At 73.3% G+C, this 25,985-nt stretch carries 23 protein-coding genes; 7 read left to right on the forward strand and 16 right to left on the reverse strand.

From position 1 onward, the window contains the following. Window positions 1-32: 32 nt before the first annotated feature. The gene (mycP, locus tag AB0C59_RS04465) at window positions 33-1,214 is read right to left on the reverse strand and encodes a type VII secretion-associated serine protease mycosin (protein ID WP_363000902.1); all 1,182 of its coding nucleotides are present in this window, start codon (window positions 1,212-1,214) and stop codon (window positions 33-35) included. Next, a complete protein-coding gene (locus AB0C59_RS04470) occupies window positions 1,211-2,083 on the reverse strand; it encodes a hypothetical protein (protein WP_363000904.1) in 873 nt (290 codons plus the stop codon). Before AB0C59_RS04470 ends, mycP begins: the two co-directional genes overlap by 4 nt. A 1,127-nt stretch (window positions 2,084-3,210) precedes the next feature. Here AB0C59_RS04470 and AB0C59_RS04475 point away from each other — a divergent pair. Beyond that, window positions 3,211-4,413 (forward strand): amino acid deaminase/aldolase, encoded by a 1,203-nt coding sequence (locus AB0C59_RS04475; protein ID WP_363000906.1) that lies wholly within the window; start codon window positions 3,211-3,213, stop codon window positions 4,411-4,413. Window positions 4,414-4,470: 57 nt separating this feature from the next. On the opposite strand, the gene AB0C59_RS04480 is transcribed toward AB0C59_RS04475, so the two are convergent. The 3 genes from AB0C59_RS04480 to AB0C59_RS04490 form a co-directional block, all read right to left on the reverse strand. Beyond that, window positions 4,471-5,205: a 3-oxoacyl-ACP reductase gene (locus AB0C59_RS04480; RefSeq protein ID WP_363001257.1), complete on the reverse strand. Its 735-nt coding sequence runs from the start codon at window positions 5,203-5,205 to the stop codon at window positions 4,471-4,473. A gap of 92 nt (window positions 5,206-5,297) precedes the next feature. Continuing rightward, complete coding sequence (locus AB0C59_RS04485) at window positions 5,298-6,701, reverse strand: aldehyde dehydrogenase family protein (RefSeq protein WP_363000908.1); 1,404 nt, start codon at window positions 6,699-6,701, stop codon at window positions 5,298-5,300. A gap of 11 nt (window positions 6,702-6,712) precedes the next feature. Continuing rightward, window positions 6,713-8,083, reverse strand: a complete 1,371-nt coding sequence (locus tag AB0C59_RS04490; RefSeq protein WP_363000910.1) for a glutamine synthetase family protein — start codon at window positions 8,081-8,083, stop codon at window positions 6,713-6,715. 75 nt (window positions 8,084-8,158) lie between these two features. Here AB0C59_RS04490 and AB0C59_RS04495 point away from each other — a divergent pair, with 75 nt between their 5' ends. Beyond that, window positions 8,159-8,905, forward strand: a complete 747-nt coding sequence (locus AB0C59_RS04495) for an FCD domain-containing protein (protein ID WP_363000912.1) — start codon at window positions 8,159-8,161, stop codon at window positions 8,903-8,905. A gap of 88 nt (window positions 8,906-8,993) precedes the next feature. Next, window positions 8,994-9,683, forward strand: coding sequence for a gamma-glutamyl-gamma-aminobutyrate hydrolase family protein (locus AB0C59_RS04500; protein ID WP_363000914.1), 690 nt, complete (start codon window positions 8,994-8,996; stop codon window positions 9,681-9,683). A 14-nt stretch (window positions 9,684-9,697) separates the two neighbouring features. On the opposite strand, the gene AB0C59_RS04505 is transcribed toward AB0C59_RS04500, so the two are convergent. Further along, a complete protein-coding gene (locus tag AB0C59_RS04505; RefSeq protein ID WP_363000915.1) occupies window positions 9,698-10,672 on the reverse strand; it encodes a LysR family transcriptional regulator in 975 nt (324 codons plus the stop codon). Window positions 10,673-10,740: 68 nt separating this feature from the next. Between AB0C59_RS04505 and AB0C59_RS04510 the strand changes: the two genes are divergently transcribed. Then, window positions 10,741-11,907, forward strand: a complete 1,167-nt coding sequence (locus tag AB0C59_RS04510; protein ID WP_363000917.1) for a TDT family transporter — start codon at window positions 10,741-10,743, stop codon at window positions 11,905-11,907. Here AB0C59_RS04510 and AB0C59_RS04515 read toward each other — a convergent pair. The 4 genes from AB0C59_RS04515 to AB0C59_RS04530 form a co-directional block, all read right to left on the reverse strand. Further along, entirely contained in the window at window positions 11,873-12,595 is a 723-nt protein-coding gene (locus AB0C59_RS04515; protein ID WP_363000919.1) for a helical backbone metal receptor, read from the reverse strand. The two genes, AB0C59_RS04510 and AB0C59_RS04515, sit on opposite strands and share 35 nt — an antisense overlap. A gap of 4 nt (window positions 12,596-12,599) precedes the next feature. Then, window positions 12,600-13,175, reverse strand: a complete 576-nt coding sequence (locus AB0C59_RS04520) for an XRE family transcriptional regulator (RefSeq protein ID WP_363000921.1) — start codon at window positions 13,173-13,175, stop codon at window positions 12,600-12,602. A gap of 343 nt (window positions 13,176-13,518) precedes the next feature. Next, on the reverse strand, window positions 13,519-16,125 hold the full coding sequence (locus AB0C59_RS04525; protein WP_363000923.1) for an ABC transporter permease/substrate binding protein: 2,607 nt from the start codon (window positions 16,123-16,125) through the stop codon (window positions 13,519-13,521). Then, complete coding sequence (locus AB0C59_RS04530; RefSeq protein ID WP_363000924.1) at window positions 16,118-17,215, reverse strand: glycine betaine/L-proline ABC transporter ATP-binding protein; 1,098 nt, start codon at window positions 17,213-17,215, stop codon at window positions 16,118-16,120. Before AB0C59_RS04530 ends, AB0C59_RS04525 begins: the two co-directional genes overlap by 8 nt. A gap of 254 nt (window positions 17,216-17,469) precedes the next feature. Here AB0C59_RS04530 and AB0C59_RS04535 point away from each other — a divergent pair, with 254 nt between their 5' ends. Both AB0C59_RS04535 and AB0C59_RS04540 read left to right on the forward strand, forming a co-directional pair. Continuing rightward, a complete protein-coding gene (locus tag AB0C59_RS04535; protein WP_363001259.1) occupies window positions 17,470-18,399 on the forward strand; it encodes a 5'-3' exonuclease in 930 nt (309 codons plus the stop codon). Window positions 18,400-18,512: 113 nt separating this feature from the next. Then, on the forward strand, window positions 18,513-19,373 hold the full coding sequence (locus AB0C59_RS04540; RefSeq protein WP_363000925.1) for a siderophore-interacting protein: 861 nt from the start codon (window positions 18,513-18,515) through the stop codon (window positions 19,371-19,373). Window positions 19,374-19,436: 63 nt separating this feature from the next. Here AB0C59_RS04540 and AB0C59_RS04545 read toward each other — a convergent pair whose 3' ends face one another. Further along, window positions 19,437-20,024, reverse strand: a complete 588-nt coding sequence (locus AB0C59_RS04545) for a GNAT family N-acetyltransferase (RefSeq protein ID WP_363000927.1) — start codon at window positions 20,022-20,024, stop codon at window positions 19,437-19,439. Between the two features lie 68 nt (window positions 20,025-20,092). On the opposite strand from AB0C59_RS04545, the gene AB0C59_RS04550 reads away from it, so the two are divergent. Further along, window positions 20,093-21,034 (forward strand): pseudouridine synthase, encoded by a 942-nt coding sequence (locus AB0C59_RS04550; protein WP_363000929.1) that lies wholly within the window; start codon window positions 20,093-20,095, stop codon window positions 21,032-21,034. Between the two features lie 75 nt (window positions 21,035-21,109). Here AB0C59_RS04550 and AB0C59_RS04555 read toward each other — a convergent pair whose 3' ends face one another. From AB0C59_RS04555 to AB0C59_RS04575, 5 genes are all read right to left on the reverse strand, one after another. Next, window positions 21,110-22,618 (reverse strand): cytochrome P450, encoded by a 1,509-nt coding sequence (locus tag AB0C59_RS04555; RefSeq protein WP_363001261.1) that lies wholly within the window; start codon window positions 22,616-22,618, stop codon window positions 21,110-21,112. 86 nt (window positions 22,619-22,704) lie between these two features. After that, window positions 22,705-23,325 (reverse strand): ATP/GTP-binding protein, encoded by a 621-nt coding sequence (locus tag AB0C59_RS04560; protein ID WP_363000931.1) that lies wholly within the window; start codon window positions 23,323-23,325, stop codon window positions 22,705-22,707. After that, a complete protein-coding gene (locus AB0C59_RS04565; RefSeq protein WP_363000933.1) occupies window positions 23,306-23,770 on the reverse strand; it encodes a DUF742 domain-containing protein in 465 nt (154 codons plus the stop codon). Before AB0C59_RS04565 ends, AB0C59_RS04560 begins: the two co-directional genes overlap by 20 nt. Then, window positions 23,767-24,174 (reverse strand): roadblock/LC7 domain-containing protein, encoded by a 408-nt coding sequence (locus AB0C59_RS04570; RefSeq protein WP_363000935.1) that lies wholly within the window; start codon window positions 24,172-24,174, stop codon window positions 23,767-23,769. Before AB0C59_RS04570 ends, AB0C59_RS04565 begins: the two co-directional genes overlap by 4 nt. Then, window positions 24,171-25,790 (reverse strand): ATP-binding protein, encoded by a 1,620-nt coding sequence (locus AB0C59_RS04575; protein WP_363000937.1) that lies wholly within the window; start codon window positions 25,788-25,790, stop codon window positions 24,171-24,173. Before AB0C59_RS04575 ends, AB0C59_RS04570 begins: the two co-directional genes overlap by 4 nt. Window positions 25,791-25,985: the final 195 nt, after the last annotated feature.

The raw sequence follows: 25,985 nt of genomic DNA on the forward strand, positions 1-25,985 counted from the left end.
GGCCCGGCCGCCCCGCCGGCGGGCCTTCGGGGTCAGATCCCGGGGCTACGGCGTGCGCGTTCCCGGCCCCGCCACAGCACCACGGACGCCGCCAGCAGCGCGGTCCCGAAGCCCGCGGCGAGGTAGCCTGCCCAGCCGGAGGAGCCGGACCCGCCGGCCGCCGGGTCGGGGCCCCTGCCGAAGTACTCATGGCCGTACGACGCGGCGCGCGGGTTCTGCGGCTGGATGCGCGCCGCCGCCTTCACGGCCGCCGCGGGGTCGACGAGCCCGAACCCGCGTGAGTCGTCCCGGCCGCCGCTCGGGGCGTTGCGGGCCGTCCGCTCCAGCAGCTGCTTGATCTGGGCCGGTGCCAGGCCCGGACGGGCGGCCTTGACCAGCGCCACGGCGCCCGAGACGAAGGCGGACGCCGCGCTGGTGCCCCAGCCCTCGTAGTACTTGCGGTCGGGGTCGGCGATGACGACGTCGACGCCGGGCGCGCTGACGGTGGCGTACCAGCGGCGGGTGGAGAACGAGGCCGGGGTGCCGTAGCGGTCGACGGCGGTCGCCGTGATGACGCCCGGGTAGGCGGCCGGATAGGAGACGTGGTCGCCCTTCTCGCCGCCGTTGCCGGCCGACGCGACGACGGCGACGCCCTTCTTCAGCGCGTACTGCACCGCGTCGTCCTCGGCCGCCTCGGGATGCGCGGAGCTGGAGTCGTCGCCCAGGGAGAGGTTGATGACGTCCGCACCGTGGTCGGCGGCCCAGCGGATGCCCTCGGCGAGGGCGTTGCCGCGGGCGGTACGGGCCTGGGTGCGGGCCGGGTCGGTGTCCTCCAGGATGACGCGGACCGGGAGGATCCTCGCCTCGGGCGCGACGCCGATGATCCCGTCGTTGTCGCCGCCGCCATGGCCGTGTCCGGCGATGATCCCGGCCATGGCGGTGCCGTGCCGGGCCCAGGAGCGGTCGCCGCGGTGGGCGCCGAAGCCGACGAGGTCCTTGCCCGGCAGGACGTTGCCGGCCAGGTCGGGGTGGGTGGCGTCGACGCCGGTGTCGAGGACGGCGACGGTGATCCCCTTCCCCTTGGTCGTCTGCCACACCTGGTCGGTGTGCAGGGCCTGAAGGGCCCACTCCTGGGCGCGTATGCCGTCGGCGTGCGCCGCGGTGGACGGCAGCAGGGCGAGGGAGCCGGCGAGCAGCACGGTCAGGAGGCGGGCGCCGGTCACGCGGGCGCTCATGACGACTCCTTGGTGGCGGTGTCGACGGTCCTGCTCAGCGCGGCCTTGATCGGGTCGGCCAGTCCGGCCGCCTCGTGGCCGAGGCCGGCCTGGGCCGGTGCGCTGGTGGCGCCGGCGGCCATGGCAGCGGCGGCGGGCTGCGGGTCGGTGACGGGGCGGCCGTCGGCGAAGCCGGAGACGGTGTAGAGGACGACGGGCATGTCGGTGAGCACGGAGAGCGTCCAGGACGCGCGCTGGGCGTCGCCGAACTGCTGGGCGACGGTGCCCTTCGCGGCGTATGGGCGGGGTATCAGATCGGTGCGGTGGTCCAGCTTCTGGCGCGTGAAGCGGCGGCTGACGGCGCTCGTGGCCGCGGCGTCGGCCCGGGTGAACAGCAGGCCGACGGTGGTGACATGGCTGCGGGTCGCGTCGGTGTAGGTGGCCCGCAGCAGCCGCAGGCAGCCGAGCGGGGCGAGTGCCCTGGCCAGCAGCGGGTCGAAGGCGTTCCGGCAACCGGTGTCGGGGGCGACGGCGACGCGCGTCCAGGTGCGGTCGGCACCGCCGGGACCCGCGCCGGGGCCCTGGACCACGGGCGGGAAGAGCCGGTCGACGGGGACGCTGTGCCACAGGCCTCCGGTGACGGCGAACGCGCTGTGCGGGCCGTCGTCGGAGCCGCCCCCGGTGAGCCAGCTGCCGGCCGCGGCGCCGCCGAGGAGCCCGAGGCCCAGGACCAGGCAGGCGGCGGCCGCGGCGGTCCGCGAGTGCAGCCGTGTACCGAAGGGCGTCCGTCGGCCGGGGACGGTGGGGGTGTGCGGCGGGGCGGGCGGCGCCGCCCGCCAGGTCTCGTCCCGCTCGGGCCGTACGACCCGAAGCCGCGCGGTGGTCTCCACGATGCCCTCCGCGATCGGCGCGGTGCGCTGCGTGGGTACGGCGCGGGGTGGCGGAGGGGCGTCGGGGAAGCGCGCGGAGGGCACCGGCGGCGGTTCGGCGGGCTGCGCGGCGGTGCGGTCCAGACGAAGGTTCGGGAACCGGGGGGAGGCCGGCGCCCGTCCCGGAACAGCGGCACCGGAACCGGCCGAGCCGGGGTGGGACCCACTCGCGGGGCCCGGGGCGGGTTGCCGGGGGAAACCACCGGTCGGGGCCGACGGAGCCGGGGTCGGGGTTGCGGGGCCGGATCCCGCCGAGCCGGGATTGGACCCACTCGCGGGGCCCGGGGCGGACTGCCGGGGGAAACCGCCGGGCGCGGCCGACGGGGCCGGAGCCGGGATGCCAGTGCCCTCCGGGCCGGGGTGGGACCCACTCGCGGGGCCCGGGGCGGGTTGCCGGGGGAAACCACCGGTCGGGGCCGACGGGGTCGGGGTTGCGGGGCCGGGGCCCGTCGGGCCGGGCTGGGACGCGCCCTCGGTACCCGGGGCGGGCTGCCGAGGAAACCCATCGGGCGCGGCCGACGATGGCGGAGCCGGGATGCCAGGGCTCGCCGAGCCAGGGTGGGACGCACTCGCGGGGCCCGGGGCGGACTGCCGGGGGAAGCCGCCGGGCGCGGCCGACGGGGTCGGGGTTGCGGGGCCGTGCGGGGCGTCCGGTGCCGGTGTCGTCGTCGGGGGTGCGGGGGGCGTGGGTATGCCTCGGCCGGCTGTCGGTGGCTGTGGGGGCCGGGGCGGGACGCCCGGGGCGGTGGACGGATCGCTCGCGGGGACCGGCGGGAACGCGGGGCGCGGCGGAACGGGGACGCGGCGCGCTTCCGTGCTCATGCACCCCCCGTTTCGTGACTGGCCGGGCCACCCCGGAACCACCGGGTCGCTTCAGCGTGGTGCGGGACCGCCCGTCCGCCCTGGGCAGGCATACCCGCGCGGACGGACCCCCATCCCAGACGCACATGCCCGGGCGGAGCCCCACTCCCGCGTGCGCGTCACTCTACGGGTTGAACCACCGCGCACGGGAACCAGTCCACGACGCCGGGGCATCTGCCCGTATCGTCCCTCTACCCCGCGGTAATCCCGTCTGGCAGGCTGCGTCCATGACTGCCCGCGCCGCAGACCGGGCCCGTTACGACCGGGCCACCGCCCACCTCGACGCGCCCGTCGCGATCGTGGATCTGGAGGCGTTCGACGCCAACGCCGAGGACATCCTGCGCAGGGCCGGCGGCAAGCCGGTCCGCGTCGCCAGCAAGTCCGTGCGCTGCCGTGCGCTGCTCGAACGCGTCCTGGCGCGGGAGGGGTTCGCGGGCGTGATGGCGTTCACGCTCGCTGAGTCGCTGTGGCTGGCCCGGTCCGGCTTCGACGACGTCCTGCTCGCCTACCCCTCGGCCGACCGGCGGGGCTTCACCGAGCTGACCGGCGACCCGAAGCTGGCCGCCGGGGTCACGGTGATGATCGACGACCCGGCCCAGCTGCGCCTGATCGACGACGCGCGCCGGGGCGGCACCGAAGAGGTGCGGGTCTGCGTCGAGTTGGACACCTCGCTGCGGCTGCTCGGCGGCCGGGTCCGCGTCGGCGCACGGCGCTCCCCGCTGCACTCCCCCGCCCAGGTCGCGGAGCTGACCCGCACGGTGGCCCGTACGCCCGGGTTCCGGCTGGTGGGGATCATGGCGTACGAGGGGCACATAGCGGGGGTCGGTGACGCGGTGGCCGGGCGGCCGGTGCGGTCGCGGGCCATCCGGCTCATGCAGTCCACGGCACGCCGGGAGCTGGCCCGGCGGCGCGCCGAGGTGGTGCGCGCGGTGCGCGCCGTCGCGCCGGATCTGGAGTTCGTCAACGGCGGCGGCACGGGCAGCGTGCAGTACACGGCCGCCGAGGACGCGGTCACCGAGATCGCGGCGGGTTCGGGGCTGTACGTGCCGCGCCTGTTCGACAACTACACGTCGTTCTCGGGCCGTCCGGCCGCGCTGTTCGCGCTGCCGGTCGTGCGCAGGCCGGGCGTCGGGGTGGTGACGGTGCTGGGCGGCGGCTATCCCGCCTCGGGCGTCGCGGGCACCGACCGGCTGCCCGTCCCGCATCTGCCCGAGGGGCTGCGCTACGACCCCCAGGAGGGACCCGGCGAGGTGCAGACCCCGCTCCTTGGCGCGCCCGCCGACGACCTGCTGATCGGCGACAAGGTGTGGTTCCGGCACGCCAAGGCGGGCGAGCTGTGCGAGCGTTTCGACACGCTGCACCTGGTCGAGGGCGACCGGGTGACGGCGGCCGTCCCGACGTACCGCGGTGAGGGCCACACGTTCCTGTGACACGGACGCCGGGCGCAGGGGCCGACAGGCTCCCGCACCCGGCGCTCCCGTCCGCGGCTACTGCGGCGTCACGTACGCGCCCGCGATGCCACCGTCCACCAGGAAGTCGGTGGCGTTCACGAAGGAGGAGTCGTCGCTGGCGAGGAAGGCCACGGCGGCGGCGATCTCCTCGGCCTCGGCGAACCGGCCCACCGGGATGTGCACGAGGCGGCGTGCCGCGCGCTCCGGGTCCTTGGCGAACAGCTCCTGGAGCAGGGGCGTGTTGACGGGCCCGGGGCACAGGGCGTTGACCCGGATGCCCTCGCGGGCGAACTGCACGCCCAGTTCCCGGGACATGGCGAGGACGCCGCCCTTGGAGGCCGTGTAGGAGATCTGCGAGGTGGCCGCGCCCATGCGGGCCACGAACGACGCCGTGTTGATGATGGATCCCCGGCCCTGGCGGCGCATGTAGGGGATGGCGGCCTTGCAGCACAGGAAGACGGAGGTGAGGTTGACCTCCTGGACCCGCTTCCAGGCCTCGAGCCCGGTGTCCAGGATGGAGTCGTCGTCCGGCGGCGAGATGCCCGCGTTGTTGAAGGCGACGTCGACGCTGCCGTAGGTGTCGTAGGCCGCCTTGAACAGGGCCTCCACCTGCTCCGGGTCGGTGACGTCGACCTTCACGAACAGCCCGCCGACCTCGTCGGCGGCGGCCTTGCCCCGGGTGTCGTCGACATCGCCGCACACGACGTGCGCGCCCTCGGCGGCGAGCCGGCGCGCGGCGGCGAGGCCGATGCCGCTGCCGGCTCCGGTGATGACGGCGGTCCTCCCGACGAGACGTCGGCAGACGTTGCCCGCGTTCCCGGTGCTCTCGGCGGTCTCGGCGTTCTGCGTGGTGTTCTGTGCGCTCACTGTGCGGGGCCCTCCGTGCTGATGAAGACGTTCTTGGTTTCGGTGAAGGCGCTCAGGGCGTCCGGACCGAGCTCTCGGCCGATCCCCGACTGCTTGAAGCCGCCGAAGGGGGTCCAGTAGCGGACGCTGGAGTGGGAGTTGACGGACAGGTTGCCCGCGCGGACGGCCTGGGAGACGCGCAGGGCCCGGCCCACGTCCCGGGTCCAGATGGAGCCGGAGAGCCCGTAGGGCGTGGCGTTGGCGAGGCCGATCGCGTCGGCCTCGTCCTCGAACGGCAGCACCACGGCGACCGGCCCGAAGACCTCCTCGACGGCCACGCGGGCGCGGGGGTCGACCCCGGTCAGGACGGTGGGCTCGAACCAGAAGCCGGGGCCCGTGGGGGCCGTGCCGCGGAACCCGGGCGCGTCGGCGTCGACATAGGAGCGCACCCGGTCCAGCTGGGCGCGTGAGATCAGCGGACCCATCTGGGTCTTCTCGTCGGACGGGTCGCCGACGCGGACGGACGCGACGGCGGGGGCGAGCCGTTCGAGGAAGCGGTCGTAGACCGAGCGCTGGACGAGGATGCGGGTGCGGGCGCAGCAGTCCTGGCCGGAGTTGTCGAGGAACGACATGGGCGTGGCCGCCACGGCGGCGTCGAGGTCCGCGTCCGCGAAGACGATGTTCGGGCTCTTGCCGCCGAGTTCGAGGGTGACGCGCTTGAGCAGGGCGGAGCCCTTGGCCAGTACCTGCTTGCCCACGGCGGTGGAGCCGGTGAACACGATCTTCGCCACACCGGGGTGCTCGACCAGGGCGTCGCCGGCGACGGGGCCCGCGCCCGGCAGCACCTGGAACAGGTTCTCGGGCAGTCCGGCCGCCAGGGCCAGCTCGGCCAGGCGCAGGGCCGTGAGCGGGGTGGTCTCGGCGGGCTTGAGGATCACCGCGTTGCCCGCCGCGAGCGCGGGGGCCGTGCCCCAGGCGGCGATCGGCATGGGGAAGTTCCAGGGCGCGATGACGCCGACGACGCCGAGCGGTTCGAGGATCGTGACGTCCAGGCCGCCGGGCACCGGGATCTGCCGGCCGGTGAGCCGTTCCACTCCCCCGGCCGCGTAGTCGAGCAGGTCGCGGACGTTGCCCGCCTCCCAGCGGGCGTTGCCGATGACGTGCCCGGCCTCGCGCACCTCCAGCAGGGCCAGTTCCTCCAGGTGCTCGTCCACGGTGGTGGCGAACCGGCGCAGCAGGCGGGCCCGGTCGCCGGGAGCGAGCGCGGCCCACGCGGTCTGGGCCTTCGCGGCCCGCGCGACGGCCGCGTCCACGTCGTGCGCCGTGGCGGCGGGGACGGTGGCGAGGAGTTCCTCGGTGGCCGGGTTGAGGACACGCAGTTCGTGCTGGTCGCCGGTCGGGGCGTCGTGCTGGTTCGACAAGGGAAGACCTCTCACAGGCGTTCGAAGGAGCGGCGCAGCTCCCAGTCGGTCACCGCGGCGTCGTAGGCGGCCAGTTCGACGCGCGCCATGTTGCGGTAGTGGGCGACCACCTCGTCACCGAAGGCGGCCTTGGCGATGGGGCTGTTCTCCCAGAGTTCGGCGGCCTCGCGCAGCGTGGTGGGCACGTGCGCGTAGTCGCCGGTGTACGCGTTGCCAGCGCAGGGCTCGGGCAGCTCCAGCCGCTGTTCGACGCCGTACAGTCCGGCCGCGATCAGCCCGGCGACGGCCAGGTGCGGGTTGACGTCGCCGCCGGGGACCCGGTTCTCGAACCGGGTGGAGCGGCCGTGGCCGACGACCCGGAGGGCGCAGGTGCGGTTGTCGTGCCCCCAGGCGACGGCGGTCGGGGCGAACGAGCCGGGCTGGAACCGCTTGTAGGAGTTGATGTTCGGCGCGTACAGGAGTGAGAAGTCGCGCAGGGCGGCGAGCTGGCCGGCGAGGAAGTGCCGCATCGTCTGCGACATCCCGCCGTGCTCGCCCTGCGGCCCGGCCATGACGTTGGTGCCGTCCTGGTCGGTGAGGGAGAGGTGGATGTGGCAGGAGTTGCCTTCGCGCTCGTTGAACTTGGCCATGAAGGTGAGCGACATGCCCTCCTGCGACGCGATCTCCTTGGCACCGGTCTTGTAGACGGCGTGCTGGTCGCAGGTGACGAGCGCCTCGTCGTACCGGAAGGCGATCTCGTGCTGGCCGGGGTTGCACTCGCCCTTCGCGGACTCGACGGTCAGGCCCGCCGCCGCCATCTCGTTGCGGATACGGCGCAGCAGCGGCTCGATACGGCCGGTGCCGAGGACGGAGTAGTCGATGTTGTACTGGTTGGCGGGGGTGAGCCCCCGGTAGGCCGCGTCCCAGGCCTGCTCGTAGCTGTCCTTGAAGACGATGAACTCCAGCTCGGTGGCGACCTGGGCGGTGAGCCCGAGGTCGGCGAGGCGGTCGAGCTGGCGCCGCAGGATCTGGCGGGGCGCGGCGACGACGGGTGAGCCGTCGCTCCAGGCGAGGTCGGCGATGAGCAGGGCCGTGCCCTCGTTCCAGGGCACCCGGCGCAGCGTGTCCAGGTCGGGGCGGAGCGCGAAGTCGCCGTAGCCGCTCTCCCAGGAGGACATGTCGTAGCCGTCGACGGTGTTCATCTCGGTGTCGACGGCGAGAAGGTAGTTGCAGCCCTCCGTGCCGTGTTCGAGGACCTCGTCCAGGAAGAAGGGCGCGGCGAACCGCTTGCCCTGGAGCCGCCCTTGCATGTCGGGGAAGGCCAGGACGACAGTGTCGATCTCACCGCTCGCGACGAGGGTACGCAGTTCCTCGACTGCGAGCGGGGCTGTGCGGTGTGCCACGGGAGGTCTCCTTAGGTCCGCCGAGAGCCATAAGGTATTTCCGAGAACCATTGCTTGGGAAGGGGGTACGGCCAGATGTCACAGAACGGATCCGCCGACGCCGACGACAGGACCCTGGACCGGCTCACGCCGGTGCTGCGTCCCGTGCGGGCCGGCAACGGCTTCGAGGAGGCCCTGGAGCAGATCCTCCAGGTGGTCCGGCTCGGCCTGGTGCCGGGCGGCGAACGGCTGCCCTCGGAGCGGGAGTTGGCGGAGCGCATGGGCATCAGCCGGGTGACGCTGCGCGAGGTGCTGAAGGTGCTCCAGGACCAGGGCCTGGTCGAGGCCCGGCGCGGGCGCTACGGCGGCACGTTCGTCCGTCCGCGCGCCGACGGCGGCGGCGGGGACGAGCTGCGGCGGCGCGTCGAGAAGGTCGACATCGAGGACGTCCTGCGCTTCCGCGAGGTGCTGGAGGTGGGCGCGGCGGGGTTGTGCGCGGCGCACGGGCTCACCGACGAGCAGGCCGGACGGTTGCGGGACGCGCTGGCGCGCACCCAGGACGCGCCGCTCTCGGAGTACCGGCGCCTGGACACGCTGCTGCATCTGACGATGGCCGGACTGTCCGGGTCGCCGACGCTCGCGGCGCAGTACGCGGCCGTACGGGCGACGGTGAACGACCTGCTCGACTGCATCCCCCTGCTGGTGCGGAACCTGGAGCACTCGCAGCGGCAGCACGAGGCCCTGGTGGAGGCGGTGCTGGACGGGGACGCGGACGGCGCGCGCGAGATGATGCGGGAGCACTGCGCGGGCACGGCGGCGCTGCTGCGGGGTTTCCTGGCGTGAGGGCCGGGATGCGGACCGGGGGGCTTGAAGCCGAGCCTCGGTTCGGTAATGGTATTCCTGTATGCCATTAAGGCCCGGGGAGGCTCGTATGACCGGACGACCGCTGGTCGGTGTCAGTACCTATTGGGAGGCGGGGGCGCGCTGGGGCGTCTGGGAGCTGGACGCGGCACTGCTCCCGGCCGGGTACCCGCGGCTGGTGCAGCGCGCCGGCGGGCTCGCCGCGCTGCTGCCCCCGGACGACCCGGCGCGGGCGGAGGAGACGGTGGCACGGCTGGACGCCGTGGTGATCGCGGGCGGCCCGGACGTCGACCCGTCCCGGTACGGCGCGGAGCGCTCGCCGCGCACCGGGCCGCCGGCGCCGGAGCGGGACGCCTGGGAGCTGGCCCTGATCGAGGCGGCGCTGGCGTCGGGCACCCCGCTGCTCGGCGTCTGCCGGGGGATGCAGCTGCTCAACGTGGCCGCCGGCGGCACCCTCGTCCAGCACCTCGACGAGCACACGGGGGGCGTGGGGGTCTTCGGCCGGCACGGGGTGAAGCCGGTGCCGGACACGCTGTACGCCTCCGTGGTCGCCGAGGAGACGTCCGTGCCGACGTACCACCACCAGGCGGTGGACCGCCTCGGCGAGGGCCTGGTGGCCTCGGCGTACGCGGCGGACGGCACGGTCGAGGCGATCGAACTCCCGTCCGCCGCGTGGGCCCTGGGGGTGCAGTGGCATCCGGAGGCGGGCGAGGATCTGCGGGTGATGGAGGCGTTGGTACGGGCGGCTGCCGACGGGTGACGCACCCCTGCCCGCTACCCCCGGGTCAGCCCGAGCAGATCCCGTCCCGGGCCCGCCGGCCGGTGCCCCGTGCGCCAGACCGCTCGCAGTGCCCGGTCCAGCCGTACACCCTCGACCGGGACGCTCACCAGGCGGCGGGCGGCGAGTTCCTCGCCGACGGCCAGTTCGCTCAGGACCGCGGGGCCCGCCCCGCTCACCGCCGAGGCCTTGACGGCCGTGGTCGAGGACAGTTCCAGGAGGGGGCGGGCCAGACCGCCCAGGGCCGCGTCCAGCACCTGGCGGGTGCCGGAGCCCTCCTCCCGGAGGATCAGGGGCGCCTCGGCCAGTTCCGCGGCCGCCAGCGGTCTGCGGCGCCGCGCCCAGGGGTGTCCCGGTGCCGTCACCACGATGAGGCGGTCGTGCGCGACGACCACCTCATCGAGACCCGCCGGTACGGACAGCCCCTCCACGAAGCCCAGGTCGACCTCGCCGGCGAGCAGGCGTTCCACGACCGCTGCGGAGTTCCCGGCCAGGAGCGAGACCGCCGTGTCCGGCCGCTGGGCCCGCAGCGCGATCAGCCAGCGGGGGAGCAGGTACTCCGCGATCGTCATGCTCGCGGCCACCTTGAGCCGCGAGTCCCGCCGGGCCCGCAGCGCCTGCGCACCCGCGTCGAACGCCTCCGCCGCCTCCACGACCCGCCGCGCCCAGTCGGTGACCAGTGCCCCGGTGTCGGTCAGCCGTGAACCGCGCGGCGAACGGTCCACGAGCGCGACCCCCAGGTGCCGTTCCATCGACCTGATCCGGCTGCTGGCGGCGGGCTGGGTGATGCCCAGCTCCCGGGCCGCCCGCCCCAGACTGCCCAGCCGGGCCACGGCGAGCAGCAGTTCCAGGGCGCCGAGATCCGGGACCCGGTGCGCCAGCCCGGCCACCGGCGACCGCCCGCCCTCGGCTCCGCCGGAGCCCCCGCTCCCGATCCCGCCACCGGTCCCGCTCCCGACCTCACTCATCAACCCAGCTTATGCCCTCATAGGAACGTAGTCCCTGGTGAGGGGCGCTCTCCGGCGGCAGGGTGGCCGGTATGGCCACCGCAGTCCGCCCCCTCGCCCCGACCTCCGCCCCCGCCGCCTTCGCCGCGACGCCCCCCACCACCTCCTCCTCCCCTCCCCGCCGTGCCGCCGCCGTCCGGCATCTCGGGCCCAACTGGTACGCCTGCGTCATGGGCACCGCGATCGTCGCCACGGCCGGAGCCGGTCTGCCGGCGGCCGGGGGGATACCCGCGGTGCGCACCGCCTGCGCGGGCGTCTGGGCGCTGTCGCTCGCGCTGCTCGCGGTGCTGCTCGTGGCCCGCGCGACGCACTGGATCCACCACCGCGACCAGGCACGCGCTCATCTTCTGGACCCCGCCGTGGCTCCCTTCTACGGCTGCCTGTCCATGGCACTGCTCGCCGTGGGCGGGGGCGGCATGGTCGTGGGCCGGGACTGGATCGGGGCGGGCGCGGCGCTGGCCCTGGACACCGTCCTCTACACCACCGGTGCGGTCATCGGTCTGGCCACCGCTGTCGTGGTGCCGTATCTGATGATCGTCCGCCACCGTGTGGAGCCGGGCCAGGCGGGTCCCGTCTGGCTGCTGCCGATCGTCCCGCCGATGGTCGCCGCGGCCCAGGGTCCGCTGCTGGTGCCCCATCTGCCCGCGGGCCAGCTCCGCGAGACCCTGCTGCTCGCCTGCCTCACGATGTTCGGGACGAGCCTGCTGGCCACCTTGGTGATGCTGCCGCTGATCCTGGCGCGGCTACTGGTCGTGGGCCCGTTGCCGCAGGCGCTGACCCCGTCCCTGTTCCTGGTCCTCGGCCCGCTGGGGCAGTCGGTGACCGCGCTCGCCGCGGCGGCGGGCGCGGCGACCGGCGCCGTCCCGGACCCCTACGCCCGCGGACTCGGTGTCCTCGCCCTCCTCTACGGCGTCCCGGTGCTCGGGTTCGCTCTGCTGTGGCTGAGCCTGTCCGTGGTGCTGACGGTGCGGGCCCGGCGCGGGGGCATGAGGTTCTCGATGACCTGGTGGGCCTTCACCTTCCCGATCGGCACGTGTGCCACCGGCGCGGAGGCGCTGGCGCGGCGGACCGGGCTCGTGGCGGCCGACGCGCTCGCGATCGGTCTGTTCGCGCTGCTGGCGGCCGCCTGGGCCGTGGCCGCGTCGGCCACGGGCCGGGGGGTGGTCAGCGGCGCGCTGCTCGCAGCTCCTCGGCGATGAGGTGCGGCGCCTCGGCCAGCGACGGCCCGTACCAGGTGAGGTGGCGCCCGCCGACCAGCGCGCAGGGTGTCCCGGCGAACGCCTCCGGGCCGTCGGCGGCGGTGAAGCGGTAGGGCTCGTCGGGGAGGACGACGAGGTCGGGCCCGACGTCCCGCAGTTCGTCCAGGGGGATGCGCGGATAGCGCTCGGGATGCGTCGCGTACACGTTGTCGACGCCGAGCCGGGCCAGGACGTCGCCCGCGAAGGTGTCCCGGCCCAGCACCATCCAGGGTCTGCGCCAGACGGGGATCACGGCCCTCGTCCGCGTGTGCGGCTCGGGCAGCCGGGACCAGGCGGCGCGGGCCTCCTCCAGCCAGCGCGGCGGGGCGCCCGCTCCGCACGCCGCCACCACCCGCTCCAGTTCGCGGAAGGCCGCCGGGACGTCGCGCACCTCGGTGACGAGCACCTCGATGCCCGCCTCGCGCAGGGCGGCGAGGTCCGGTGCGCGGTTCTCCTCCTCGTTGGCGAGGACGAGGTCGGGTGCGAGCCGGACGATCCGCTCGACGGCGGGGTTCTTGGTCCCGCCGATCCGGGGGACGTCGAGGTCCGCCGGACGGGTGCACCAGTCGGTCGCGCCGACCAGGGCGCCGGGCACGGAAGCGGCGACGGCCTCCGTCAGCGAGGGCACGAGCGAGACGACCCGCGTCATGGTGTCAGCGCCGTCCCGGGGGGTTCTCGAACGCCTCGATGTGGTCCGCCACGGCGACGACGACCACGCGGGTCTCCGGTTCCGTGGCCCGCCAGCGGTGGCGGACTCCCCCGCTCAGGTACAGCGTGTCGCCGCGCCCGAGCCGGTGCGCCCTGCCCTCCGCCTCGACCTCGACGGCGCCGTCCACGACGTACATCAGCTCGTCGTTGCGGTGCTGCGTCTCCCGGCCGCCGTCGTGATCGCCGATGAACTCCATCCCGTGCAGCTGGTGGTGACCGCGGACCAGGGCGCGCACGCGCGCCTGACCCGGTGGCGGCTCGTCGTCGTCGGCGCGCAGGACGTCCACGCTGCACGCGGGGTCGGCGGCGGCGAGCAGCGCGACGGCGGTGGTGCCGAGCGCGTCGGCGATCCGCTCCAGGGAGGGCCGGCTGGGGCGCGCCCGCTCGTTCTCCACCTGGCTGAGGAAGGGGACGGACAGGCCACTGCGCTCGGCCACCGCGGCAAGCGTCAGCTCCAGCTCGCGGCGTCGCCGCCGTACGGCCGCGCCCACCCGAAGGGGCTGTTCTTTGTGGTCGCCCATCGCTCCGGCTCCCTCCCTGGCTCGCTCCTGTTGAGTTGTCTGCACCCTACGCATGTTCGGCAAACCGTTTCATGCGCCCGTCACATCACTGCCCCGCAAGAGGGGTGAGAGCGAGGGTTCGCGCCACCTGACGAGCCGCCCCGCCTCCGGGCGCGCGCCTGCCCCGTCGGGGGATGAAGGAGCTGACCAGGGGTACGGAGCCGGGGGCGCCGACAGGTGTTCGACGCCCCCGGAGGGTACTGCGTGCGGGCCGGCCGGGCCACGGGTTGTCCGAATCCCTCCTCGCACGCCAGTGCGCAGGCGGGTCGGCCCCGTGGGCCTTCCGGGCCGGGGGTGCGGCGGGCTACTGCGGGGTCATCCGTCGCACCATGTCCGGGTGCCGCTTCAGCCACGCGGAGACGGCGGCCTCCTCATGGCCGTGGCCGGCGTCCTTGAACGCGCTCTCCAGGCTGCCGAGTTCAGCCTCGCTCATCCGGAAGTTCTTGATCCATCCGGTGAGCCGGGGGTAGCGGCCGGGGAAGTCGCGGTTCGAGATGGTGCGGATCGTGTTCCCCTCGCCGAACAGCTTCTTGTCGTCCGTCAGCTTGGTGAGCCGGTACTGGTTGTAGGCCCAGTGCGGGGTCCACAGGGCGACCGCGACGGGCTGCTTCGCGGCGTAGGCGCGCTTCAGCTCGGTGAGCATCGCGGGCGTGGAGCCGTCCACGACCTTGTACTCCTTGTCGAGGCCGTAGCCGGGCATGACCTTCGTCTTGAGGAGGTTCATCTCCCCGGTGCCGGGCTCGATGCCGATGATCCGGCCGCCGAAGGTCTTCGACCTGCCCTTGAGGTCCTGAAGGGAGTGCACGTCCTTGACGTAGGACGGTACGGCGATCTCCAGCGAGGTCGGCCGGTACCAGGTGCCGAGGTCGTCGAGGCCGTCCTTGCTCTTGTCCCAGTAGTTCTTCTGGGCGTACGGCAGCCAGGCGTCGAAGTTGAGGTCGAGGTCGCCGCTCGCCAGTCCGGTGTAGACGGGGCCGACGTCCATCTGCTTCAGATCGATCCGGTAGCCGCGCCGCTGGAGGACGTCCTTCCACAGGTAGGTCACGGCGACGTCCTCGTCCCAGGGGAACCAGGCGACGTTCACGGGACGCTTCGTCTCCGCCGCGGCGGACGCGGGGACGGGGGCGAGCTTGTCCACCACGCCGGGGTTCTTCTTCAGCCAGGCGCGCACGGCGTCCTGCTGCCTGCCCTGGTCCGCCTTGTTGATGTCCGCTTCCAGGCCGGTGAGCTGCTTCTCGTCCATGTGGAAGTTCTTCAGCCACCGGGCGACGACCGGGTCGTCCTGCGCGAAGCCCTTGCGGGCCAGGGTGTGCACGGCATCGCCCTTGCCCCAGGCTCCCTTGGGGTCCTTGAGCTTCTTCAGGTCGTAGTCGTTGTACGCCCAGTGCGGCGACCAGAGCGTGGCGACGATGGGGGCCTTCTTGCCGTAGGCCCTCTTGAGCTCGGCCAGCATCGCCTGGGTCGAGCTGTCGACGACCTTGTACTCCTTGTCGAGGCCGTACGCCTTGAGGACCTTGTCCTTGAGCAGGCCCATCTCGCCGGCGCTGGACTCGATGCCGGTGATCTTCCCGCCGAAGGTGGCGGACCTGCCCTTGAGGTCGTCCAGGGAGTCGATGCCCTTCATGTACGAGGGCACGGCCAGCTCCAGCGAGGTCGGCCCGTACCAGCTGCCGAGGTCGTCCAGCCGGCTGCCGTACTTCTTCCAGTACGGGCCGGAGGTGGTCGGCAGCCAGGAGTCGGTCTGGAAGTCGACGTCGCCCTGGGCGACGGCGGTGTAGAGCGGTCCCGGGTCGAACTGCTTGACGTCGACCGTGTAGCCGCGCCGCTCCAGGATCTCCTTCCACAGGAAGGTGGAGGCGACGCCCTCGTCCCAGGGGATGTAGCCGATGCTGATCTTCCTGCCCTGGCCGACGTTCTGCGCGCCGTTCGCGGTGTCCGCCTTGTCACCGGTGCCGACGAGGCCGGGGACCGCAGCGAGGAGGGCGAGGACGATCACGCCGATCACGGCCACGGCGGGCCGGGGGCGGTAGGACCAGATCCGGAAACCCCGGGCGGCGCGCAGACGGGCGGCGGCGCGGCGCCCGAGCGGCGAGACCTCGGTGCCCAGCGCGCTGGTCATGCGGTCCAGGTAGATCGCGAGGATGACGATGGCGACGCCGGCTTCGGAACCGAGGCCCACGTCGAGCTGTCCGATGGCCTCGTTGACGTCGCCGCCGAGGCCGCCGGTGCCGACCATGCCGGCGATGGCCGCCATGGACAGGCCCAGCATGATCACCTGGTTGACGCCGGCCATGACGGTGGGCAGGGCGAGCGGCAGCTGGACGCGCAGCAGGGTGTCGCGCGGGCTGGTGCCGAAGGCGTCGGCCGCCTCGACGAGTTCCTTGTCCACCTGGCGGATGCCCAGTTCGGTCATGCGGACGCCGGGCGCGAGGGCGAAGATCAGGGTGGCCACGATGCCCGCGGGGGCGCCGGTGCCGAAGAAGAGGATCGCCGGGATGAGGTAGATCATCGCGGGCAGGGTCTGCATGAAGTCGAGCACCGGCCGCACGATGCCGCTGATCCTGGCGGAGCGTGCCGCCGCGATGCCCACGGGCACCGACACCACCAGCGCGATGAGGGTCGCCACCAGGACCAGGGACAGGGTCGTCATCGCGTCCTGCCACAGCTGCAGCGAGTCGATGAAGGCGAACCCGGCGAAGGCGAGCAGAGCGGCGGACGTACCGCGCAGCCAGAACGCGATCACGGCGAGGATGCCCGCTAGCAGCAGCGGCTGGGGGGCCTGGAGGACGGCGTCGACGGCCTCGAAGGCGCCGTCGAAGACCGTCTTGCAGAAGTCGAACAGCCACCCCATGTGGTGCAGCAGCCAGTCGACGGCGGAGTTGACCCAGTCGCCGAACGGGATCCTAGGCACGGGCGATCACCTTCCCGCCCTTGCCGTCCTCGCGGCTCGGGGAGTCGCAGGGTTCGGGTTCGCCCGTCCGGTCGCCGAGGAAGCCCACGAGGCGCCCGCGGGGGACGACGCCCACGACCTCGCGGGTCGTCGGGTCGAGCACCGCGACCGGGTGGGTGATCCCGGCGCTGATCGCGCACAGGTCCACGAACGGCGTGTCGGTCGTCGCGGTCGGGCAGCCGCAGTCCGCCTCGTCTCCGGTGACGTGGGTGTCCATGACGGCGCCCGCGGTCAGCACACGGGAGCGGTCGACGTCCTGGGTGAAGGAGGCGACGTAGTCGTCCGCGGGGCGCACCAGGATGTCCTCGGCGGTGCCGATCTGCACGATGCGGCCGTCCCGCATGACGGCGATGCGGTCGCCCAGGCGCATGGCCTCGTTGAGGTCGTGCGTGATGAAGACGATGGTCTTCTTCAGCGTCGTCTGCAGTTGGAGGAGCTGGTCCTGCATGTCGCGGCGGATCAGCGGGTCGAGCGCGCTGAACGACTCGTCCATCAGCAGCAGGTCGGCGTCCGTGGCCAGCGCGCGGGCCAGACCGACGCGCTGCTGCATTCCGCCGGAGAGCTCGTCGGGCCAGGAGGCCTCCCAGCCGGCCAGGCCGCACAGGGCGAGCGCCTCGTCGGCGCGTCGTACGCGCTCGGCGCGGGGCACGCCCTGCACTTCGAGGCCGTAGGCGGCGTTCTCGCGGACGCTGCGGTGCGGGAAGAGCGCGAAGTGCTGGAAGACCATGCTGATCTTGCGGGAGCGGACCTCGCGCAGGGCGCGGCCGCCGAGCGCGGTGAGGTCCTGGCCGTCGAAGCGGACGTGTCCGGCCGTGGGTTCCAGCAGCCCGTTGAGCATGCGCAGCAGGGTGGACTTGCCGGACCCGGACAGCCCCATGACGACGAAGATCTGGCCCGGCTCCACGGTGAAGGAGGCGTCGATCACGGCCGCGGTGGTGCCGTCGCCGCGCAGTTCCTCGCGGTCGGCTCCTTCCCGTAGCCGCTCCACCGACGCGTGCGGTCTTCTGCCGAACACCTTGTACAGGTGCTCGGCCTCAAGCCTGGATGACACGGGTACCTCTCGTCTCGAAGCCTGCGAGCCGAGGGCGGCAGGCGTTGGCGCATCGCCGCACGCAAACGGTTGAACATGCAACGGGCAGCGCTCCGGAGGCGCGCCTGCCCGGCACTCACCGGCGCAAACGCGCACGTGGCCCGCTTCACATCGCGTCGCGGCGCGGGCGCCGCATCGTGTTCCCGGCGTTCGCGGCTGCCACGGGAGGGGCCGGGTCGGGCGTCGCCGCGTCGCTGTCGGTGCCGTGCGGCATGATGCGCAACGTGACCCGACGACTGATGCTCCTCGACACCGCCTCGCTCTACTTCCGCGCCTACTTCGGCGTGCCGGAATCCGTGCGGGCCCCGGACGGCACCCCGGTGAACGCGGTGCGCGGTCTGCTCGAATTCGTCGACCGCCTGGTGAAGGACCATCGGCCGGACGATCTGGTCGCCTGCATGGACGCGGACTGGCGCCCGGAGTGGCGGGTCGCCCTGATCCCCTCCTACAAGGCGCACCGGGTGGCCGAGGCGCACGAGAGCGGCCCGGACGAGGAGGAGGTGCCCAACACGCTGTCGCCGCAGGTCCCGGTCATCGAGGAGGTGCTGGACGCGCTGGGCATCGCCCGCGTGGGCGTCGCGGGCTACGAGGCGGACGACGTCATCGGCAGCTACACGGCGCGCGCGGCCGGCCCGGTGGACATCGTCACCGGCGACCGCGACCTCTACCAGCTGGTCGACGACGCCCGCGGCATCCGCGTCCTGTATCCGCTCAAGGGGGTGGGCACGCTCCAGCTCACCGACGAGGCGTTCCTGCGCGAGAAGTACGGGGTGGACGGCCCGGGTTACGCGGATCTGGCGCTGCTGCGCGGCGACCCCAGCGACGGGCTGCCGGGGGTGCCGGGCATCGGCGAGAAGACGGCGGCGAAACTGCTCGCCGAGTTCGGGAACCTGGCCGGGATCATGGCCGCCGTCGGCGATCCGGCCTCGAAGCTGACTCCGGCCCAGCGCAGGAGGCTGGACGAGGCGCGGCCCTACGTGCGGGTCGCGCCCGAGGTGGTCAAGGTCGCCGCCGACGTGCCCCTGCCCGAGGTGCGGACGGCCCTCCCCCGGGCGCCGCGCGACCCGGCTGCCGTGGAGGACCTCGCCGCCCGCTGGGGCCTGGGCGGCTCGCTGCGGCGGCTGCTGACCACGCTGGAGGCCTGACGGCAGCGGGAATGTCCCGAAAAAACGTGTACGGACGGGGGGTTCTCCATGAGGTACCGACACGCTCCGGGTGCTAACTTAGGTAAACCTAACGAAGCAACTGGGAGGCCACCATGGCAGAGCGCCCGGCACGGGGGGCCCGCAAGATCCACTCCGCGCACGTCGTCCGCACCGAGCGGCTGACCCCGCACATGCAGCGCGTGGTGCTCGGCGGCGCGGGCTTGGCCGACTTCACCGCGGGCACCTGCACCGACCACTACGTGAAGCTGCTCTTCCCGGCCGAGGGCGCGGTCTACCCCGAGCCCTTCGACCTTCAGCGCATCCGCGAGGAGTTCCCGCGCGAGCAGTGGCCCGTGACCCGGACGTACACGGTGCGCGCCTGGGATCCCCGACAGCGTGAGCTGACCCTGGACTTCGTCGTCCACGGCGACGAGGGCCTCGCCGGCCCCTGGGCCGCGCGCGCCGAGCCGGGCGACACCGTGCGCTTCATGGGCCCCGGCGGCGCCTACGCCCCGAACGGCGACGCGGACTGGCATCTGCTCGCCGGGGACGAGAGCGCGCTGCCGGCCATCGCCGCCGCCCTGGAGGCACTGCCCGAGGGCGCGAAGGCCCATGCCTTCGTGGAGGTCTCGGGGCCCGAGGAGGAGCAGGAGATCGACTGCGACGTGGACGTGGTCTGGCTGCACCGCGGGCACCGACCGCAGGGCGAGGCCCTCGTGGAGGCGGTGCGCGCCCTGGAGTTCCCCGAGGGCCGTGCGCATGTCTTCGTGCACGGCGAGGCCGGCTGCGTGAAGGAGCTGCGCCGTCTGCTCCGGGTCGAACTCCAGATCCCCCGCGAGGATCTGTCGATCTCCGGCTACTGGCGCCTGGGCCACAACGAGGACGGCTGGCAGGCGTCGAAGGGCGAGTGGAACGCCCGCATCGAGGTCGAGCAGGAAAGCGTCCGGCAGGAGCACGCGGCGCCGGCCGCCTGAGCCTCCGGGTCCGGGCGGTTCAACGCCCGGACCGGGCCGTGGTCCTGGGGCCGGGCCGTGGCCCTAGGGTCGCTCGTCGTCCTGGAGGCGGGCGTGCAGGTGCATGTCGTGCCAGCCGTCCTGGTGGAGCAGGGCGCTGCGCTTGACGCCCTCGAACGCGAAGCCGGTCTTCTCCGCGACACGGCAGGACGCCTCGTTGGCCTCGGCGTGCGTCAACTCCAGGCGGTGGAAGCCGATGTCGTCGAAGGCCCAGCGGGTCAGGGCCCGCACCGCGCGCGGGGCAACGCCCGACCCCCGGGCGGCCGGGAGGGTCCAGTAGGCCACCTCGGCCACGCCGTCGCCGAGCAGCATGTCGCGCAGCGCGACCCGGCCGAGGAGCCGGCTCCCGCCGGTGTCCGCCACGGCCCACTGGGCGGCCCGCTCCGTGCGCCAGACCCGGGTCCACTGCTCGATCCAGCCGCGCACCTCCTCCTCGGAGTCGGCGGAGCGGATGGCCCACAGGTGCATCACCGGGTCCTGGAACGCCTCGTACACCTGCGGCGCGTCGGCGGCGGTCCAGGGACGCAGCACCAGCCCGTCACCGGATATCTCGGGTTGAGGGGAGCGGGCGAGGGTTCCGGGGGTCAGTACGTCGCCGCGGGTGAAAGGCATGATCGTCATCCTGCCAGGGGGCCGGCCGCACCGACCAGCGGCCCGTGGGACTCGTAGGCTGGAGGGCGATGAGACGCCGATCCCGCACCCCCGCCTCTCCCCTGCCGCAGCGCGACGGAGTCGATCCCGTGCGGGTCCGGCTGCCGCAGGACGGGCGGTGGGCCACCGTACGGGACCACCTGGTGGCACGGCTGGCCGCCGGGGACGGGGTGATCGACGGGATGATCGAGGCGGGGCTGATCGTCACGGCGGACGGGCGGCCCCTCGCCCGGGAGGCCGCGTACGTGCCGGGCCTGTACGTGTGGTTCCACCGGGAGCTGCCCCCCGAGGTGCCCGTGCCGTATCCGGTCGAGGTGGTCCACCGCGACGAGCACGTCGTCGTCGCCGACAAGCCGCACTTCCTCGCCACCACACCGCGCGGCAGCCATGTCGCCGAGACCGCCCTGGCCCGGCTGCGGCGCGACCTCGGCCTTCCCGCGCTGTCCGCCGCGCACCGGCTGGACCGGCTCACCGCCGGGCTCGTGCTGTTCGTGGTGCGCCCCGAGGAACGCGGCACCTATCAGGCGCTGTTCCGCGACCGGCGGGTCGTCAAGGAGTACGAGGCCGTCGCACCCCACGACCCCGGCGTGGACCTGCCGCGCACGGTGCGCAGCCGGATCGTCAAGGAGCGCGGGGTGCTGACCGCGCGGGAGGTGCCCGGCGAGCCCAACGCGCTCAGCCGGGTCGAACTGCTGGGGCACCGCGCCGGCCTCGGACGCTACCGGTTGCTGCCCCGCACCGGGCAGACCCATCAACTGCGCGTGCACATGAGCGCCTTGGGCCTGCCGATCCTCGGCGATCCGCTCTACCCGGTGGTGACCGCCGCCGGACCGGGCGGCGACCCGCGCCGGCCTCTGCAACTGCTGGCGCGGGTGCTGGAGTTCAACGATCCGGTCACGGGGTGCGCCCACCGGTTCGTCAGCGGCCGGGAACTCGAGGCCTGGTCGTCGTACGCGTCGTACGGGTCGTGAGAGGCCCCCGGGCCGCCGGGGGCGCTCCGGCACCGCGCCTGGCCCGCGACGCCGCGAGGACCGGGGCACCTCCGCTCACTCGCCGCGCCACCAGCGCAGCAGCCGCTGCCACGGTCCCGGGCCCCGTCGCGGTGCGGCGGACGAGTCGGGCCGGGTCGGTGCCGCGTCCGGAGGCGTGTGCTGCCGTGGCGTCGCCGGCGGGTCGGCCACCGGCCGCGGCGCCGAGGGGGACGCGGGCCCCGGTGAGCCGATCAGCCACCCGGGGCGCTGCCGGGGCGTCGTGCGGAGTGCCGGCTTCTGGGTGACGTCCTGCGGCGGCCTGGGCTCGAACCGTACCGGCAGCTCCACCAGATGACGTGAGGCCAGGGTGGCCGTCCAGCGCAGTTCGTCCTCCTCGCAGTCGAGCCGGATGTCCGGCAGCCGTGTCAGCAGGGCGTCGATGCCCGTGTCGGCGATGGCGCGGCCGATGTCCTGGCCCGGGCACTCGTGCGGGCCGCCGCTGAAGGCGAGGTGGGAGCGGTTGCCCTGCATGTTCGCCGAGAGGTCGGGACGTACCCGGGGGTCGACGTTGCCGGGTGCGATGCCGAGCAGCAGCCCGTCCCCCTTGCGGATGCGCTGCCCGCCCAGCTCGATGTCCTGCTTGGCGAAGTAGCCGAGGATGCTGCCGAAGGGCGGCTCGTCCCACAGCGACTGCTCCACCGCCTCGGGCACGGTCATCTGACCGCCGTTGAGCTGGGCCCGGAAGCGGGGGTCGGTGAGCACCACGCGCAGGACGTTGGACAGGAGGTTGGCCGTCGCCTCGTAGGACGCGATCAGGACGAGCCGCAGATGCTCCCTGATCTCCTCGTCGCTCAGGCGCGCGGGATGGGTGACCAGGTGGCTGGTGAAGTCCTCCTGGGGCTCGGCCCGTCGGCGGGCGGTGAGCCGGGTCAGCGCGTCCACGATGTACTGGTTGCTGGTGATCGCGGTCTCGGTGCCCATGAGCATGTCGCGGGCGGCGTGCACGATGCGGTCGCCGTACTCGTCGGGCATCCCGAGGACCTCGCACATCACCGCCATCGGCAGGTGGTCGGCGAACCGGCTCACGAGGTCGGCCCGGCCCTCCTCGCAGAACCGGTTGACGAGGGTCTGGGTGGCCCGGTTGATGTACCGGCGCAGACCCCGGTGGTCGATGGTCGAGATGGCGCCGTTGACGGCCCCCCGCAGCCGCAGGTGCTCGTCGCCCTCGGCGTAGGAGCAGATGGGCTGCCAGGCGAAGTGCGGGGTGAGCGGGTGGTCGGGGGCGACGGCGCCGGAGCGCAGCGCGGCCCAGGTGCGGCTGTCCCGGGTGAAGTGCGCCGGGGACCGCACCATGTGCAGGTTCTCGCCGTGCCCGAGCACCACCCAGATCGGCACGTCGTCGTGGAGCAGCCCGGGGGCGACGGCGCCGTGTTCGGCGCGCATCTTCTCGTACAGGGCGCCCAGGTCGGCCGCCTCGGGACCGTACAGCCGATGGACGCCGCCGGGGCCGCGGCCGTGCGCCGGGCAGCCGGGGGGCGGCGTGGGGGCGGGGCCGTCCGTACCGGTGAGGTCCCTGCCGGTCAGGAAGTGGGATTCAGAGGTCACGGTGATCTCTTTCGAGGCTGAGGGGTTCCGGTGTACGGGGTGGGAGCGGGGGCTCGAAGGGCCTGTCAGACCGGCGCGCGGCTCACCGCCAGGCCGTACAGGAAGCGCATCAGCGTCATCAGGGTGTCGCGGCTGGAGGCCCGGCGCCGTGCGTCGCATTCCACGATGGGGATCTCGGGGGCCAGGTCGAGCGCGAGCCGGAGTTCCTCCACCGGGTAGCGGGGTGCGTCGGGGAAGGAGTTGACGGCGATCACGAAGGGCACCCCGCGTTCCTCCAGCCGTCCGATCACGTCGAAGCTGACCTCGAGGCGGCGGGTGTCGAGCAGCACGACCGCGCCGAGCGCCCCCTCGAACAGGCCGTTCCACAGGAACCAGAAGCGCTCCTGGCCGGGGGTGCCGAACAGGTACAGCACCAGTTGCTCGGTGATGCCGATCCGGCCGAAGTCCATGGCGACGGTGGTGGCCGTCTTGCTGTCGGAGCCGTAGTCGTCGTCGACCCCGATGCCCGCCTGGGTCATGGTCTCCTCGGTCGTCAGCGGCCTGATCTCGCTGACGGAACCGACCATGGTCGTCTTGCCGACCCCGAAGCCGCCCACGATCACGATCTTGACGGCGGCCTGGGTCGTGTGCGGCAGCTGGTCCTCGGCCCGCGGACCCGGGTCGGTGTCAGAGCTTTTGCAGTCCATGCATCACCGCTTCGAGAAGGGAACGGTCGGGCAGCGCCTTGCGGACGATCGGGGCGCGCGCCTGGACCAGTTCGGCCGCCAGCAGGTCGGTGAGCAGGGCGGTCACCACGCTGAACGGCAGGCTGAGGTAGGCCGAGATCTCGGCCGCGGACAGAGGGGTGCGGCACAGCCGCAGCAGCGCCGACTGCTCCGGTGACGCGGTGGGCGGGGCCTCGGCCCTGGCCACGATCAGGGTGACCAGGTCGATGGGGGCCCGTGCGTCGCCGTCCGCCGCGCCGGTGAGGATGTAGAGCCGTTCGGGATTCCTGCGCTGCCGGCTCTTGCGCTCGGGGGCTCTTCCCTCGGGGCCGGCCCCCTCGGAGGTCGTCCGTCCCGGGTTGTCCAGCGGGTCCGGGGTGTTCCGCCGGCGCTCGGTGCGGCGCCGGCGTCGTTGCGGAGGAGTCATACGGTCTGTCCGTTGCGCCGCGGCGGGCTCGTGAGGTGGGAGCCGATACGGATGACCAGGTCACGCATGCGGTTGCTCATGAGACCGGCCTCCGCGACCGTGTCGGCGAGCACCGCGAGGTAGGCGCCCGGACCGGCCGCCATCATGTAGAAGTAGCCGCCGTCGATCTCGATGATGACCATGCGCATCCGGCCGTCGCTGTCCGGGATCTCGGCCGCGACCGCCCCGGCCAGGCTCTGCAGCCCGGCGCACGCGGCGGCCAGGCGGTCGGCGCCGTCGGGGTCGCCGCCGTAGCGGGCGATGCGCAGCCCGTCGGCGGAGAGCACCACGACCTGGTGGACGCCCGGTACCCCGTCGGCGAGTTCCTTCAGCAACCAGTCCAGGTTGCCTCGCTGCTGGATCACGTGAAGTCCCCCTCGTCGTCGGCCTGGGCCGGGGCCGGTTCGTCGTTGATGAATGCGTGCGGGTCGCCGGCCGGAGGCCCGGCGGAGAAGGCGTTCGGGTCCGGGGCGGTCTTGAGGCCGTTCATGAACGCCTCGACCCACAGCCCGGGCGCGGGCTCCTCCTCCTTCGGCTCGGGCTCGGGCGTCCAGGGGGCGTGCGTGGCGGCCTCGACGGCCTGCGCGGCCGCCTCGGCCGCCTGCGCCTCGGCGATGCGCCGGCTCAGCGGGACCTTGACCTTGCTGCGCCGCTGCGGCAGGCCGCCCGGTGTCCACTCGGTGACCACGGGGACGTCGTCCTCCATGGCGAGCCGGTCCGGGATGCGGGGTCCGGTCGTCGGGTGCCGCTTCTTGGCCCTGCGGTCGGGGCCCTTGACCCCGTCGTTGTCCAGTGTCGGGACGGAGGTGGCGCCGATGCCGTGGGCGAAGCCGGGGGCCGGCTCGGTGGTGAGCATGTCGTTCGGGATGACGAGAATGGCGCGCACACCGCCGTACGCGGACTGCCTCAGCGAGACATGCATGTCGAACATGGACGACAGGCGTCCGACGACGGCGAGGCCGAGGCGCGGGGCCTCGCCCATCTCCTGGACGTCCACGCCCTCCTGTGCCTCGGCGAGCATCCGCTCGACCTTGGCGCGGTTCTCCTCGCTGAGGCTGATGCCGCCGTCCTCGATCTCGACGGCGATGCCGGTCTGCACCTCGGTGGCGGTGACGTGCACCTTGGTCTGCGGCGGGGAGTAGCGGGTGGCGTTGTCGAGGAGTTCGGCGGCGGCGTGGATGATCGGCTCGACCGAGACGCCCTTGATGTTGACCTGGGCGATGGAGTGCAGCTCGATGCGGCGGTACTCGAGGATGCGGGACATCGCCCCGCGCAGCACGCTGTAGAGCGGTACGGGCGCGGGCCACTGGCGGCCGGGCCGGCCGCCGCCGAGGACGGCGATGGAGTCGGCCAGGCGTCCGATCAGCGCGGTGCCGTGGTCGATGCGCAGCAGGTCGTCGAAGACCTCGGGGTTGCGGCCGTGGTCCTCCTCCATCTCCCGCAGCTCGGCCGCCTGTTGGTGGACGATGGCCTGGACACGGCGGGCGATGTTGACGAAGGCGCGCTGCATGGAGTCGCGCATCGCGGTCTCACGGTCGACGATCTTCAGCACGGCGCGCAGCAACTGCCGCTGCGGCTGGGGCAGTCCGCGGAACTGGGGGCTGCCGTCGACGACCGTCCGCATCACCTCCCGGGGCGGGACGCCGCCGCGCAGGCCGTGGAGGGCCTGCGGCAGCACCTCGGTGCGGAAGTACTCGATGTCCTCGTCCTGGGAGGCGATGCGCTGTTCCAGGTAGGCGGCGCGCTGCGCGAAGTCGGCGCGCAGGCGGCGCAGAGTCCGGCCGCGGCGCGCGGCGACGGTCGCGACGACGGTGACGAGGACCGTGGCGACGGCTCCGCACAGTCCGACGGCGATCCGGGCCCGGTCGGCGACCAGGGCGACGGCGGCGCCGGTGGCGGCTCCCATCAGTATGGCGGGCAGCAACACCTCGCGCGCGTAGGGAAGTTCACGGCCACCGGGAGGCGATTGAACACTCACCATGTATGCCCTCTGAGACGAATCGGCAGGATCGAGGATCTATAGGATCTTCTGGAAATCTGGGAACATGCGCACGATTTTGTCTCAACCTGGTGCGCCGCGGGCGAGCCTAGTCCGACCGGGTCATGGCTGCGTCACCTTCGGCAACCGCCTGAAACGCGCACCGCACCGGAGTACGCTCGACCCTATTTGCACAGT

Source organism: Streptomyces sp. NPDC048664, from assembly GCF_040650555.1.
Taxonomy (GTDB): domain Bacteria; phylum Actinomycetota; class Actinomycetes; order Streptomycetales; family Streptomycetaceae; genus Streptomyces.